The following is a 14487-nucleotide window of genomic DNA, read 5'->3' on the forward strand; positions in this document are numbered from 1 at the left end:
GGCGAACAGTGACCACCACGGCAGTTCCGGCGATCGGCGAGGACGAGATCGCGGCGTTCCGCGCCCTGCACGCGCGGCTCGGCGACGCGGTGGAGACCGCCGTGCGCGGCAAGCGCGACGTGGTGGACCTCGTGCTCGTGTCGATGTTCGCGGGCGGTCACGTGCTGCTGGAGGACGTGCCCGGCACCGGCAAGACGACGCTGGCGCGGGCCGTCGCGGGCGCGCTGGGCGGGGTGTCGCGGCGGGTCCAGTTCACGCCCGACCTGCTGCCCTCCGACGTCACCGGCACGTCCGTCTACGACCCGCAGACCGGGCAGGTCCGGTTCCGGCCGGGGCCAGTGTTCGCGAACGTCGTGCTGGCCGACGAGATCAACCGGGCCGCCGCCAAGACCCAGTCCGCGCTGCTCGAAGTCATGGAGGAGCGCACGGTCACCGTCGACGGCGTCGCGCACGCCGTGCCCGCGCCGTTCCTGGTCGTCGCCACCCAGAACCCGATCGACCTGGACGGCACCTACCGGCTGCCGGAGGCGCAGCTGGACCGGTTCATGCTGCGCACCTCCATCGGCTACCCGACCGCCGAGCACGAGCTGGACGTGCTGCGGCCGGGCAGCGGCGCGGGGTTCGTCGGCGCGGTGCCGACCGTGTCGAACCCGCACGTGGTCGCCGAGTACGGCCGCCGGCTCCAGACGCTGCACGTCGCCGAGCCGATCCTGCGCTACATCGGCGAGCTGGGCACCGCGTCGCGCTCCGACGACCGCCTGCGGCTGGGCGCGAGCACCCGGGGGCTCAAGGCGCTGGTGCGCTGCGCGCAGGTGTACGCGGCGTCGCAGGGGCGGCACTTCGCGGTGCCGGGCGACGTGCAGGCGCTGGTCGTGCCGGTGCTGGCGCACCGCCTGGTGCTGACCCGCGAGGCGCAGCTGGCGGGCACCACCACCGAGGACGTGCTGGCCGACGTCGTGTCGGGCGTCGCGGTGCCCCGGCCGTCCGCGCGATGACCGGGGTCCGGCTCACCGCCCGCGGCCTGGGGGTGGTGCTGGTCGGCGTCCCGCTGGTGGCGGTCGGCCTGTGGTGGAGCTACCCCGGTGTCGCGGCGCTGGGCGCCGCGTTGATCGCACTGGCCTCGGCGGGCGTGCTGTCGGTGCTCTCCCGCGCCCGGGTCAGTCCGAAGCGGACGGTCCGGCCGCGCACCGTGCAACGGCTGGGCACCTGCACCGGGACGATCGAACTCACCGGCACCAGCCGCCGGTTCCCGGTGCTGTTCGACGCGACCGACGAGGTCGCGGGCACCGTCGTGGCGGTCGACATCCCGCCGCTCGCCCCCGGTCAGCGGACCAGGGTCGAGTACGCCATCCCGACCCACGCGCGCGGCCTGCTGCGGATCGGCCCGCTCACGCTGAGCCGGCGCGGCCTGGCCGGGCTCGCGCACGCCCGCACGGTCGTCGGCGACGTGGTGGAGGTGCGGGTCGTGCCGCGCGTGCTGCCGGTGCGCGGCCTGCCCGGCGGGGTGCGGCGCGGGCACGTCGGCGCGGACGAGCGGGTCGAGCGCGGCGGTACGGACCTGGTCGGGCTGCGCGAGTACGTGCCCGGCGACGACCTGCGCCGGCTGCACTGGGCCACGTCGGCCCGCACCGGCACGCTGATGGTCCGCGAGGACGCCGACCCGGCCCGCCCGCACCTGGCCGTGCTGCTGGACGACCACGCCGACGGCTACCCCGACCCGAAGGACTTCGAGGACGCCGTCGAGGTGGCCGCGTCCCTGGTGACGGTGGCGATCGCGGAGGGGCACCCGGTGCGGCTGCTGTCCGCGTCCGGCTCGGTGGACGTCGGGCTGCCGGCGGGCGCGGTGGACGCGGACGCCTCCGTCGTGCTGGCCGCGCTCGCCGACCTGGCCGCCGCACCGCACCGTCCCGCCGTGCCGCGCCCGGTGCCGATCCGGGACCTGGACGTGGTGGCGGTCGTGGGCGGCGCGGGTTCGGACCTGTCGGCGCTGACCCTGGAGGCCGGCCGCGCGTCGGTCGGCGTGGTGCTGGCCGTCGACCCGCTGCCGGACGTGCCGGTCTCCGCCATCGGCACGGTCCTGGTGCTGCGCGCGCCGAAGGCCGAGGCGCTGCTGTCGGCGTGGAACGCGGCGGTGTCCCGGTGAGGGCGCGGCTGAGCTGGTCGGCGCTGCTGCTCGTGGTGGCCGCGATCCACCTCGGTTCGGGCTGGCAGGGGTGGCTGCCCTCGGTGGTGTTCGCGCTCTCGGCGCTGGCCGCGTTCGCGTGCGCGCCGCTGGTGCGGTGGTCGAGGCTGCCGACCGGCCTGGCGCTGTTCGGCGTGCTGGTGCTCGCCCTGGCCGCCGGCTACTGGGTGGCCCGCGACACCGACGGGAGCGCCGACCCGACCACCGTGCTGCTCGACCTGGTGCCGCGCGTGCTCACCGCCGCGCGGCCCGCGCCCGCCACCCCCGAACTGCTCGTGCCGGGCGCCCTGCCGACCTTCGCGGTGGCACTCGCGGTCGCGGTCTCCGTCGCGGGCAAGGGACGTTCGCTGCTGGCCCCGGTGATCGGCACGGCCGTGCTCTACACCGGCACGGCGCTGCTCACCGCGGGCGGCGCGGACCGGCACGGCCTGGTCGCGCTCGGCCTGGTCGCGCTGGTCGCGCTGGGCTGGCTGCTGGTCGACCGGCTCGAAGCGGGCGGTCGGGTGCTGCTCGGCCTGCCCGCCGTGCCGGTCGCGGCGGTGGCCCTGCTGGCGGCCCTGCTGCCCGCGACCGACGCGTTCGAGCCGCGTGAACTGGTCGAGCCCCCGGTGAACGACCTCGGCGTGGCCAGCCCGCTGCCGCAACTCGCGTCGTGGGCCAACCTCGGCGACGTGGAGCTGTTCCGGGTCCGGGGCGCCGAGCGGGCGGTGCGGCTGGTCGCGCTGTCGGACTACTCGGGCGCGGCGTGGCGCGCCGCGTCGCTGTACGGGCCGCTGGGCGCGGTCGCCGCGCCGGACCTGCCGCCGGGCCGGCGGGTCGAGGAGGTCGAGGTCGAGGTGACCGTCGGCGAACTCGCGGGCAGCTGGGTGCCCGCGGTGGGCCGGCCGACGTCGGTCACCCTGGACCGGGCCGTGGTCGACCCGAACTCCGGCTCGCTGGTGCTGCCCGACGAACTGACCCCCGGCCTGACCTACCGGACCAGGGGTGTGCTGGACGTGCCCGACGACGCCGACCTGCTCAACGCCCCGGTGCCCGCCGGCGGCCGGGCCCGGCGCTACCTCGCCCTGCCCGGCCTGCCCTACTCGCTGGCCGAGTACGCGCGGCAGATCGCCCGGAACGCCCGGACGCCGTACGAACGCGCGGTCGCCATCGAGCAGGTGGTGAAGGTCGGCCGCACACCGGACGCGCAGGCCCCGGTCGGGTCGTCGTACGCGCGGCTGGAGCGGTTCCTGTTCGGCAACCCCGGCGAGCCGGGGGCGAACGCGGGCACCGCCGAGCAGTTCGCGTCGGCGTTCGCGGTGCTGGGCCGGGCGGTGGGCCTGCCGACCCGGGTCGTGGTCGGCTTCCAGCCGGCGGCGGGCGCGGAGCGCGTGGTGCGCGCGGCCGACGCCACGGCGTGGCCGGAGGTGTACTTCGACGGCTGGGGCTGGGTGCCGTTCGACCCGGTGGCGGGCACGTCGTCGGGCGGGTCGAGCGCCGCCGCCAAGCGCGAGGTGCTCGACCGGCTGGCGTCCATCACGGCGACCCCGACGACCACCGCGCTGTCCGCGCCGCCGCCGTTCGTGCCGCCGTCGAAGGCCCCGGAACCGCAGGCCGCGGCCGGGACGTCCCGGGAGTGGGTGGGGCTGCTGGTGCCGGCCGCCGTGCCGGTGCTGGTGGCGCTGCTGCTGGCCGCGCTGCGCGCGGGCCGCAGGCTGCGGCTGCGCCGGGCGGGGGCGGCCGGGGCGTGGGACCACGTGCTCGACCTGCTCCTGCTGGCCGGCCGGGCCCCGCGCCGCGACCGGACCGCCCCGGACATCGCCCGGGACCTGGCCCTGGAACCCGCGGTCCGGCTGGCCCGGCTGGCCGACCGCGCCGCTTTCGCCCCGGACCGGTCCCGGACCACCTCCCCCGACCGGGTCCCCGTGGCCGCCGGCCGACCCGGGATCGGCGCGGGCGGGGCATCCGGGCCGCCGGGCGCGGCTCCGGCCGGCCGGCGGGCGGAGGCGGACGAGGCGTGGCGGTTGGCGCGCGACGTGCGCGCGGGGTTGCGCGAGATCGTGCCGTGGCACCGCCGGCTGTTCTGGGCGGTCGACCCGCGCCCGCTGTGGCGGCGCTGACCGCCGCCCGCCGGGTCAGCGGTTGCGCACGGCGCAGACCGGGGCCGAGGCCCCTCGCTTGTCGGAGCCGTTCACGCCGAACGCGAGCACCTGGAAGCAGTACTCGCGGGCTTCCGGGTTCAACCCGGTCACCGTGTGGCGGGTGACGCCGGGGACCACCGTCACCACCGGTTTGGGCTTGCCGTCCGTCACGTCCATCAGCACGAACTGCGCCTGCCCGCCGCTCGGGTCGGTCCAGATCGCGTCGATGCTGGAACCGTTGTCCTCCAACCGGTTCAGCGTCGGGGCGAAGCCCGGGTCGCTGCCGACCTCACCGCCGCCGGTGACCTCGGTGGTCACGCCGGTGGTCACGACCGGCGCGGTGGCCGTGGCGGAGGGGGCGCTCGCCGTGCCGCCCCGGTCCTGGGTGGCGAACAGGGCTCCCGCGGCCACCGCCGACACCACGGCGATCGCCGAGAAGACCAGCGTGCGCGGGTTCCGGCGCCGCCGGGGCGGCGGCTCGGGCAGGGTCACCACGGGGGGCGCGGGCGGCGGGACGACCGGCCGGGGCGGGGCGTCGTGCCGGACGGTCAGGTCCGCCAGGTCCTCGGTCCAGGTGCGCGGCGGCGCCGGCGCGGGCTCCTCCGCCTCGGCGGGCGGGTCCTCGACGGCCGGGCGCGGGCCGAAGTCCGGGATCGACGTCGGGCCCTCGGGGATCCGCTCCCGCACCTCCCGGCGCACCGCCGCGGTGTGGTCCGGGTCGACGCCCGCCTGCGGCGTCCACGTCGGCACGGCGGCGAGCGCGGCGCGCAGCGCGGCGGCGTCCGGGAAGCGGTCTTCGCGCGCCTTGCTCAGGCACTTCACGATGATCGCGATCAGCTCCACCGGCACGTCCCGGCGCAGCAGCGACCTCGGCGCGGCCGACTGCACGCGCCCCAGGTAGCCGAGCATGGTGTCCTGCTCGGGCGTCGAGGACGCGAACGGCGGCTGCCCGTCGAGCAGGGTGAACAGGGTCGAGCCCAGCGACCACAGGTCGTCCGACGCGGCCGGCGGGTGCCCCTCGACCATCTGCGGCGCGGCGTGCCGGTAGCTGACCATCTGCAGCGACGCCGAGTGCCCGGCGTCCGCGCCGCGCGCGATGCCGAAGTCGGCCAGCACGTAGGAGGTCGGCAGCACCAGGATGTTCTGCGGCTTCACGTCCCGGTGCAGGATGCCCTGCCCGTGCGCGAAGGCGAGCGCGTCGGCCACCGCGATGCCCGCCGCGATCACGTCGGCCACCGGCAGCGGGCCGCGCTCCTGGAGCCGGTCGTGCAGCGAGCCCAGGTCGTAGTACTCCATGACGATGCACGGCCGGCCGGCGACCGCCCCGGTGTCCAGCACGGTCACGATGTGCGGGTGCTGGCGGCCCAGCCGGACGGTGATCTCCAGTTCGCGGCGGAACCGGGCGACGGTGTCCGGGTCGGTGACGTCGAGGACCTTCACCGCCACGTCGCGCCCGAGACCGTCCTGCCGGGCCCGGTACACCGTGCCCTCGCCGCCGTGCGCGACCAGCCGGAAGTCGCTGTAGCCGGGCAGGGCGACGGCCGGGGCGGTGGCCGCCGAGGGCCGCGGCGCCCAGGCGAGGTCGTCGGACGGGTCCACCAGCGGATCCTATCCGGCGCACCCGGTCCCGGATCGACACCTCCGAATGGGGGTGGTGTGGCGGGGCTCACCGGCCCACCCTCGGGCGATGAGCTTCCGCGACGCCCGTGACCTGCTCCTGCGCCACGCGACCGACTACGCCGCCGCGCGCGACGCGTTCGCCTGGCCCGAACTCGACGAGTTCAACTGGGCGCTGGACTGGTTCGACGTGATCGCGCGGGACAACGACCGGATCGCGCTGTGGATCGTGGAGGAGGACGGCACCGAGGGGCGCTGGACGTTCGACGGGCTCGCCCGCCGCTCCGACCAGGTGGCGAACTGGTTGCGGGACAACGGGGTGCGCCGGGGCGACCGGGTGGTGCTGATGCTGGGCAACCAGGTCGAGCTGTGGGAGGTGCTGCTGGCCGCGATGAAGCTCGGCGCGGTGGTCATCCCGGCCACCACCCTGCTCGGCCCCGCCGACCTGCGCGACCGGGTGGAGCGCGGGGGAGCGCGGCACGTGGTGGCCGGCGCGGCGGACGCGGCCAAGTTCGCCGAGGTGCCCGGTTCGTACACCCGGATCGCGGTCGGCGGCCAGGTGCCCGGCTGGCTCGACTACGGGCGCGCGGCGGACGCGTCGGCGGAGTTCGCGCCGGACGGCGTCACGCGCGGTTCGGACACGTTGCTGCTGTACTTCACCTCCGGCACCACCGCGCGGCCCAAGCTGGTCGAGCACACGCACGTGTCGTACCCGGTGGGGCACCTGTCCACGATGTACTGGATCGGCCTCGAACCGGGCGACGTGCACCTGAACATCTCCTCGCCGGGGTGGGCGAAGCACGCGTGGAGCAACGTGTTCGCGCCGTGGAACGCCGAGGCGACGGTGTTCGTGCACAACTACACCAGGTTCGACCCGGCGCGCCTGATGTCGGAGATGGACCGGTGCGGCGTCACGAGCTTCTGCGCGCCGCCGACCGTGTGGCGGATGCTGATCCAGTCCGACCTGACCGCGCTGCGCACGCCGCCGCGCAAGGTGGTCGGCGCGGGCGAACCGCTCAACCCCGAGGTGATCGAGCAGGTCGCCGCGGCGTGGGGCGTGACGATCCGGGACGGGTTCGGCCAGACCGAGACGACCGTGCAGATCGCCAACACCCCGGGCCAGCCGGTGAAACCGGGCTCGATGGGCCGTCCCGCGCCGGGCTACCCGGTGGTCCTGGTCGACCCGGTGACCGGGCAGCCGGGCACCGAGGGCGAGATCTGCCTGGACCTCGCGCACCGGCCGCTGGGCCTGATGGTCGGCTACCACGGCGACGCCGAGCGGACCGCCGAGGTGATGCGGGACGGGTACTACCACACCGGCGACGTCGGGTCGGTGGACGAGGACGGGTACCTGACCTACGTGGGCCGCACCGACGACGTGTTCAAGGCGTCGGACTACCGGATCTCGCCGTTCGAGCTGGAGAGCGTGCTGCTGGAGCACGAGGCGGTGGCGGAGGCGGCGGTCGTGCCGGCCCCGGACCCGCTGCGGCTGGCGGTGCCCAAGGCGTACGTGGTGCTCGCCGCCGGGTTCGAGGCGGGGGAGGAGGCGGCGCTGGCGATCCTGCGGCACGCGCGGGAGAACCTGGCTCCGTACAAGCGGATCCGCCGGTTGGAGTTCGCGGAGCTGCCCAAGACGATCTCCGGCAAGATCCGGCGCGTGGAGTTGCGCGGCCGGGAGACCGGCGAGCGCCCGGCGGGCGAGTACCGCGACGACGACTTCCCGGCGCTGCGCCAGTCCTGAGGAAGATTGCGGTGGCCCGGCCTCGGGTCGTCGACGGCGATGACGCGGCGGGTGTCGGCGACGGAGTTCGTGGCGAGGACTCCGGCAGGTGGGTTGGCGACCAGGCAGACCTGCGATACCGGAGACGGCCTGGCCGACGCGCGATGGGCGGTGCCGCAACCGTTGCGGCCTGTCGGCGTCGAGTCGGGCCGTCGGCCGAAGTGGAGCGGGCGGCCGCCGCTCGTCACCGCCGGATCGAGGCGACCGGCGACCAGCCCCGCGACCAGGCCGCCCACCGCAAGCCCACAGGCCCTGCGGGTGGGCGACCACCGGCGATCGACAGGGAGATCCGCAAGCAGCGCCACGCCGTCGAGTGCGGTATCGACCTGCTCGGACAGCACCGGGCCGTGGCCACCCGCTATCGGCTGCGCCACCTCTGGGACACGGGTTGGTTGCCGCGCCAGGCGGTCAGGCCCGGTTCGGTGGGGCGGGTGCCGGGGAACGCGTCGGCGAGCACGCGGGCGTAGCTCCGGCCGTCGGGCGTGTCCAGGTCGGGCGGGCGCAGCCAGGGGGCGAGGTGGACGCGGGGCCCGGTCGCCTCGCCGCCGAGCACCAGCACGTCGGGCGCGTCCGGCACGATCGACCGGCCCAGTCGCGCGGCCTCGTCGCGGACCGCGTCCGCCGCCCGCGCGGACCGGGTCGAGGAGTCGGCGACCACCGAGAACCGCAGGGGCAGCGCGGAGACCTGGGCCCGCAACGCGCGCTCGTCGGCCTCGGTCAGCTTCGGCCAGGCCGGTTCCGGTTTGCCCGCGAGCAACGCGGCCAGGGCGGCGTCGGCGTACTCGGTGCCCTCCGGCCCGCGCACGTCCGGCCCGCGCCACGGGTCGCTGCCCGGGTTCACCGGCACGGTCGCGTGGTCGTCGCCGAGGCCCAGCCACAGCGAGCCCCGGCCCGCGTCGAGCCACACCAGCGCCCACCGGCCGGTCGCGCCGGGCCGTTCCCCGGCCGGCACCAAGGCGTTGCGGGCGTTGCCGACGCGCAGCGGGGCGTCCGGCACGTGCACGATGTTCCAGCCGGGCCGGTGCGGGGCGACCAGGACGTCGACCGGGTCGCCGCCCACCGCGACCCGGGTCAGCATGGGGCCCGCCGGCGGGGTGGCGAGGTGGCCCGCCAGCGTCACCTGGGCCAGCCCGGTCAGCAGCGCCACGGCCAGGCTCGCGCCGACCACCCGCACGAGGAGCGTGGGCGGGCACAGCGCGGCCCACGCCACGCCCGCGAACCCGGCCATCAGCACGATGTGCGCCGTGGACACCGGCGGCCCGCCGGCCCGGACCACGACGACCGCCAGGGTGAGCACGACGACCGCCAGCACGGCGTGGGCCAGTGCCGGGATGTTCTTGCGCAGCAACGGGGGCGTCAGCAGGGCGGCGATCACGGCGACCGCCGCCGGGCCGGGCAGCCAGGTCGCGTCGGCGACCAGCAGCGCGACCACGCCGCCCGTCGCGGCGACGGCCGTGACGACGCGCCGGGTCAGCGCGCCGCCGGGGGTGAACGGGCGGGCCAGGGCCCAGCCCGCCACGATCGTCACCGAGACCAGCAGCAGCAGCCGCAGGAGCGTGAACCCGAGCGGCAGGGCTACCGTTCCGTGCTCGTGCACGGCGTCACGCAGCCGCCGGGGTCGCCGCGCACGTGCACCGCATCTGCTCGCGTTCGGCCGGGGTGGGCCGCAGGTGCAGCACCATCGCGACCACCATCGGCACGAACACCACGAAGTTGTAGAACAGGTGCAGCTCCACGCGCGGCACGATGAGCTGGATGACGCTGGTCGGCACCGGCCGGCCGAGCAGGTTCGCGCCGGTGGACGACTGGACGATCAGCAGCAGGTGCTCGATGTGGTGCCAGAACTGCAACCCCAGCGCGATGCCCCACCACGTGCGGGAGCGGCCGGTGAAGCCCTTGCGGAGGGCGAACAGCCCCACCAGCATCACCAGCGCGAAGCCGTAGTGCAGGACCTCGGAGCTGATCAGCCAGGGGAACGGGATGCCGAGCACGCCCCGGGCCTGGGGCACCGGCCAGCCCAGCACGTAGATCTGCACCGCCTGGACGATGTGCTCGGCCCAGTGCGCGATGACCACGAACATGAAGGCGTACAGCGCCGCTTTGTGCCGGCGGGTGTTCAGCGCTTCCAACACGCCGGGCGTACCGCCCACGGCGCTTGATCGGACTCCGGTGTGTGCCACAGATCCTCCCGCGTGTCCGTCGGGTGCGGATTACCGGATCTGAGCATAACGGCGTTACGGCTGAATTCGACCGTGGCCAGGGCGCTTCTGCGGGACTGCGCACGAAACGACAAGCCGCGCGGGCACCGTCACCGCGTCGCGGGCGGCGGGAACAGCCGGAGGAACCGCTCCACGCTCGTCCGGTCGCCGGTGACCGCCACCTCGGCCGCTGCTTCCGCGTCGGCCAGCGCGCGGTCGTTCCACAGCAGTTCGGTGAGGGTGCGCGGGCTGGTGGACAGCACGGCGTCCGGCCGCTCGGGCTCGCCGCGCCGGATGCGCAGGCCGTCCGCGAACCGGACGTGGAACCGGTCGTGGTCGAGGCGCACGGCCAATTCGGCCGCGAATTCGGGGGCCGTTTCCGGGCGGTACAGGGTTTTCATCGCCAGCATCACCGAGTCGGCCCCCATGTGCTCGTCCTCGGGGAGGTTCGGCGACCGCGCGGCCCACCGGCCCAGCGCCATGATCGCGGGCTCCAGCCCGTAACCCCAGGACGTCAACTCGTAGACCCGGGCGGAGGACGGCGGCGCGAGCGTGCGGCGGCACAGCACGCCCGACTCCTCCAGTTCGCGCAGCCGCTGGGCCAGCACGTTGGGGCTCGCGCCCGGCAGCCCGGTGCGCAGGTCGGTGAACCGCTTGGGGCCGAACAGCAACTCGCGCACGACCAGCAACGCCCACCGCTCGCCGACCAGGTCGAGGGAGTGTGCCACCGCGCAACGGTCGTGGTACTTGCGCTTGGTCGCCATGCGGTCACCCTACCAGCGGAAGTATGGATTTCTTATCTTTCGGTTGCTGGCAAGGACTTCCCGCTAGTACCTTGCGGCACACCGGGGTGCGCGGCACCCCCACGACGTTCTCCCCTCTCGTCAGGACCCCCAGCCCCGAGGGGGGAGCGCGAGGCGGCGCTCCGGTGGGACCGCCGCCGAGGCCGCGCGGATGGGCCTGCCCGGCTCATCCGCGCGGTTTGCGGGACGCGCCGGAACCGGTGTGCGCGGCCGGGCGGCCGGCACCGCGCCGGGGAACGCGGCCCCGAACGCCGCACCGCGCACGCCGAAGCCTGTCACGGCCGCCGAGCGCACGCCCCGCGAGGGGGCGGGTTCCGGGAAGGTCCACACCGGACGGACGTCAACCGGGCGCGCACCTCAGACCCCGGTGGTCCGCGAGGTGAGGGCGGCCATCCGCCGCGCGGCGGTGAACGCCGCCCACCCCGCCAGCTCCACCAGGGCCGCGTCGTCGCCCCCGAACGCCGCCACCGCCGCGTCGTCCACCTGGTGGGAGGCGAACGCGACGAGCAGGGCGAGCGTCGCGCCGGGCCGGTCCTCGGCGGGCAGCCCGGCCACCGCGTCGTGCGCCCGGTCCCGCCCGAGGCCGGTCGGCGTGCCGTCCCACGCGGCGACCCGTGCCGCGACCAGGTCCCGCGCCGCGTCGGACAGCACCCGCGCGCCGCCCGCCTCGAACGCCGCCGAGGCGCGGCCGAGCGCGTCCGCGACCACCGGGGCGTCGGCGGCCCAGGACAGGTCCGGTGGCAGCGGCGACGCCGGCAGCAGGTCCAGCGACGTGCCGGGCTGGTACGCGCGCCGCGCGCCGGCGGCCATGAACCGGCCGAGCAGCCGTTCGGCGAACGCGGGCGTGCCGGCCGGCAGCGGCGAATCGTCCAGGAACACGTTCACCACCCGGTTGAGGTAGTGGAAGGCGACGACCACGCCGAGCAGTTCGGGGGTCTGCGCCGGGGGCAGCGGCGGGGTGGGCTCGGACCGCCGCGCCCACGCCTCGACGGTGGCGAACGACTCGCCGGACAGCCGGCCCAGGGTCGCGGTGTGGATGGTGGCGCAGTAGGGGCAGCTGTTCTGCCGGGAGACGGCGGCGGCCACCGCCTCCTTGACGGCCCGAGGCGCGGAGCCGGACGCGATCAGCGTCTCGCGCACGAGCACCCAGCTCGCCGCGAGCGCGGTCGGCGAGGGGGAGTGCAACGCGATGGGCGAGGCGAGCAGCCCGAAATCGGCCTCCACCCCGGCGTAGACGGCGGCGACGGGTGCCCGCGCGGCGGCGGGCCGGACGGGGGTGACGTGCCGGATCCACTTGAGGGACCCGCGCAGCGCGGTGCGGACGATGCCCATGGGTACTCCCGGTTGCGTTCGCCGGCGAACGGCCGTGGCGAGTGGGTTTCTTCACGCAACCTGTAGTTACCATGGGCGGATGCTCGGACGCACGTACGAGGGCCAGATCTGCTCGATTGCCCGCACGCTCGAAGTGGTCGGGGAGCGGTGGACGCTGCTGATCGTGCGCGACGCGCTGCTGGGGGTGACCCGGTTCGACGGCTTCCTGGCCGGCCTGCCGATCGCCCGCAACGTGCTCAGCGACCGGCTCGGCGGCCTGGTGGCGCACGGCGTGCTGGAGCGGGTCCGCTACCAGGACCGCCCGCCGCGCCACGAGTACCGGCTGACCGGCCCGGGGCGGGAGCTGTCCACCGCGGTCCTGGCCCTGATGGACTGGGGCGACCGGCACCTGGCCGGTCCGGACGGGCCGCCCAGGGTGGCCGAGCACGCCGGGTGCGGCGGCGTACTCGCGCCGCGGGTGGTCTGCGACCGCTGCGCCGAACCGGTGGCGGCGGACGGGATCGCCATCCGCTGACCGGGCGGGACGTCCCCGCCCGGTCCGCCGGCGCCGGCTAGCGGCCCAGCACCTTCTCGGCCAGCTTCGTGCCCTCGACCCGCGCGGAGATCTTGGCGAACGCGGTGTCGCGGGAGGTGGAGGTGTCGTCGGCGAACGGCGAGAACCCGCAGTCGTCGCAGGTGCCCAGCAACTCCGCCGGGACGAACTCGGCGGCTTCCAGCACCCGGTCGCGGACCTCCTCCGGGGTCTCCACGCGCGGGTCGATCGGGTCGACCACGCCGACGAACAGCCGCCGGCCCTCGGGCAGCGCGTCCCGGATCACGCTCAGCACCCGACGCCGGTCGGGTTCGCTGGCCAGCTGCACGTAGAACGCGCCGGCGTGCAGCGTGAACAGGTCGGGCAGGAGGTCGGCGTAGTCCACGTCGGCGCTGTGCGTGGAGTCCCAGTCGCCGCCGGGGCAGGTGTGCACGCCGATCCGGGCCCGCTCCTGCTCCGAGAACCGGTCCAGCACCTGGTTGTTCACCGCGATCAGGTCGTGCAGCACGCCCTTGGAGGGGTCGAGCTTGAGCGACAGCCGGGCCTCGGTGAAGTCGAGCTGCACGCTGTGCGCGCCGCCGTCCAGGCAGGTCCGGATGTCGGCCTCGGCCTCGTCGAGCAGGTCGGCCAGGAACTGCTCGCGGGAGTAGCCGTCGATGCCGTCCTGCGGGTAGAGCAGGCTCAGCGCGGACGGCGCGATCACCGCCTGCTTCACCGCCGTCGAGGTGTGCGCCCGCGCCGCGCGCAGGTGGTCCGCGGCGTGCGCGGCGTACCGGAACGGGCCGCTGGTGAGCCGGGGCAGCTGCCGGGTGTGGCCGTCGGAGAACGGCACCACCAGGCCGTCCGGCGCGAGGTCGCCGATGCCGGAGACCGGGTAGGTGAGGAAGCTGGACTTCGCCTGCTCACCGTCGGTGAGCACCGGCGACCCGGTCGCCTCGAACCGGCGGACGGTGTCCGCCACGGCCTCGTCGGTGAGGGCCTGTAAGGCGTCGGCGTCGATGTTCCCGGCGGCGAAGTCGTGCTGGCCCTGAATCAATTCCCGAGGACGGGGAATACTGCCGATGGGTTCGGTCGGAATGCTCATGCTCTCCCCTGGAACGTGGGTGGCCGGAGGTGTCGGACCTGGGCGACGTGGGGTGGAACAGTAGGGCGGTGATCAGCGCACTGCCTACCGGCCGAATGGTGAAGCGCCTGCGCCGAAAAGGCGAAACGCGATTCGACACAGTGTTACCGGACGCTGTCAGCGCACCCCGCGCGGTCGGAACTGGACGCTGATCCGCGGACCCGCCGGACGCGACGTCTTGGGCACGGCGTGCTCCCAGGTCCGCTGGCACGCGCCGCCCATGACGACCAGGTCTCCGTGTCCGAGGGCATAACGGACGGTAGCGCCGCCGCCGCGCGGCCGCAGCACGAGAGCGCGGGGCGCGCCCACCGACACGATCGCCACCATGGTGTCCTCGGTGCTGCCGCGGCCGATCGTGTCGCCGTGCCAGGCGACGCTGTCCCGGCCGTCGCGGTAGTAGCAGAGGCCGGCCGTGCGGAACGGTTCGCCGAGTTCCTCCGCGTACCAGTCGCTCAGCGCGTCGCGGGCGTCGACCAGCACCGGATGGGGCAGCGGCGCGCCTTCGCCGTAGAAGCGCAGCAGGCGGGGGACGTCGACCACGCGCTCGTACATCTGCCGCCGCTCGCCGCGCCACGGGACGTCCGCCGCGAGCCGCTGGAACAGCTCGTCCGCGCCGGTCAGCCAGCCGGGCAGCACGTCGATCCACGCGCCGGCGTCCAGCGCGGTGCGGCGGACACCGGTCAGCGGGCGCAGGCCGAGGGGCTCCGCGCCGCCGTCGAACAGCGACACCTGCATGGGGCCGAGCCTAACCGAGGTCGAACAGATGTTCGACTCTCACTGATCATTATTCCTTCAGTGTG

At 75.2% G+C, this 14487-nt stretch carries 12 protein-coding genes; 5 read left to right on the forward strand and 7 right to left on the reverse strand.

Annotated elements, in window-relative coordinates:
- Nucleotides 1-8 precede the first annotated feature (8 nt).
- From AC0HI0_RS05210 to AC0HI0_RS05220, 3 genes are read left to right on the forward strand one after another with little or no spacing between them, the layout of a single operon-like run.
- The gene (locus AC0HI0_RS05210; protein ID WP_480931091.1) at nucleotides 9-995 is read left to right on the forward strand and encodes an AAA family ATPase; all 987 of its coding nucleotides are present in this window, start codon (nucleotides 9-11) and stop codon (nucleotides 993-995) included.
- On the forward strand, nucleotides 992-2143 hold the full coding sequence (locus tag AC0HI0_RS05215; protein ID WP_480931092.1) for a DUF58 domain-containing protein: 1152 nt from the start codon (nucleotides 992-994) through the stop codon (nucleotides 2141-2143). The genes AC0HI0_RS05210 and AC0HI0_RS05215 overlap by 4 nt, the downstream gene beginning before the upstream one ends.
- The gene (locus tag AC0HI0_RS05220) at nucleotides 2140-4281 is read left to right on the forward strand and encodes a transglutaminase-like domain-containing protein (protein WP_480931093.1); all 2142 of its coding nucleotides are present in this window, start codon (nucleotides 2140-2142) and stop codon (nucleotides 4279-4281) included. The genes AC0HI0_RS05215 and AC0HI0_RS05220 overlap by 4 nt, the downstream gene beginning before the upstream one ends.
- Nucleotides 4282-4296: 15 nt before the next feature.
- Here the strand turns inward: AC0HI0_RS05220 and AC0HI0_RS05225 are convergent, their stop codons facing one another.
- A complete protein-coding gene (locus AC0HI0_RS05225) occupies nucleotides 4297-5901 on the reverse strand; it encodes a serine/threonine-protein kinase (protein ID WP_480931094.1) in 1605 nt (534 codons plus the stop codon).
- A gap of 88 nt (nucleotides 5902-5989) precedes the next feature.
- Here AC0HI0_RS05225 and AC0HI0_RS05230 point away from each other — a divergent pair, with 88 nt between their 5' ends.
- A complete protein-coding gene (locus AC0HI0_RS05230; RefSeq protein ID WP_480931095.1) occupies nucleotides 5990-7660 on the forward strand; it encodes an AMP-binding protein in 1671 nt (556 codons plus the stop codon).
- Between the two features lie 397 nt (nucleotides 7661-8057).
- Here the strand turns inward: AC0HI0_RS05230 and AC0HI0_RS05235 are convergent, their stop codons facing one another.
- From AC0HI0_RS05235 to AC0HI0_RS05250, 4 genes are all read right to left on the reverse strand, one after another.
- Nucleotides 8058-9296, reverse strand: coding sequence for a DUF6239 family natural product biosynthesis protein (locus tag AC0HI0_RS05235; protein ID WP_480931096.1), 1239 nt, complete (start codon nucleotides 9294-9296; stop codon nucleotides 8058-8060).
- Nucleotides 9297-9300: 4 nt separating this feature from the next.
- Complete coding sequence (locus AC0HI0_RS05240) at nucleotides 9301-9780, reverse strand: hypothetical protein (RefSeq protein ID WP_480934259.1); 480 nt, start codon at nucleotides 9778-9780, stop codon at nucleotides 9301-9303.
- Between the two features lie 227 nt (nucleotides 9781-10007).
- Nucleotides 10008-10661 (reverse strand): winged helix-turn-helix transcriptional regulator, encoded by a 654-nt coding sequence (locus AC0HI0_RS05245; RefSeq protein WP_480931097.1) that lies wholly within the window; start codon nucleotides 10659-10661, stop codon nucleotides 10008-10010.
- A gap of 396 nt (nucleotides 10662-11057) precedes the next feature.
- Nucleotides 11058-12032 carry a carboxymuconolactone decarboxylase family protein gene (locus AC0HI0_RS05250; protein ID WP_480931098.1) on the reverse strand — a complete coding sequence of 325 codons (975 nt, stop codon included), beginning with the start codon at nucleotides 12030-12032 and terminating at the stop codon, nucleotides 11058-11060.
- A 79-nt stretch (nucleotides 12033-12111) separates the two neighbouring features.
- On the opposite strand from AC0HI0_RS05250, the gene AC0HI0_RS05255 reads away from it, so the two are divergent.
- On the forward strand, nucleotides 12112-12546 hold the full coding sequence (locus tag AC0HI0_RS05255) for a winged helix-turn-helix transcriptional regulator (RefSeq protein ID WP_480931099.1): 435 nt from the start codon (nucleotides 12112-12114) through the stop codon (nucleotides 12544-12546).
- Between the two features lie 37 nt (nucleotides 12547-12583).
- Here the strand turns inward: AC0HI0_RS05255 and AC0HI0_RS05260 are convergent, their stop codons facing one another.
- Together AC0HI0_RS05260 and AC0HI0_RS05265 are read right to left on the reverse strand one after the other, a co-directional pair.
- Entirely contained in the window at nucleotides 12584-13648 is a 1065-nt protein-coding gene (locus AC0HI0_RS05260) for a cobalamin-independent methionine synthase II family protein (RefSeq protein WP_480931100.1), read from the reverse strand.
- 156 nt (nucleotides 13649-13804) lie between these two features.
- Entirely contained in the window at nucleotides 13805-14422 is a 618-nt protein-coding gene (locus tag AC0HI0_RS05265; protein ID WP_480931101.1) for an alpha-ketoglutarate-dependent dioxygenase AlkB, read from the reverse strand.
- Nucleotides 14423-14487: the final 65 nt, after the last annotated feature.

It is taken from the genome of Saccharothrix sp. NBAS 001, assembly GCF_056640475.1.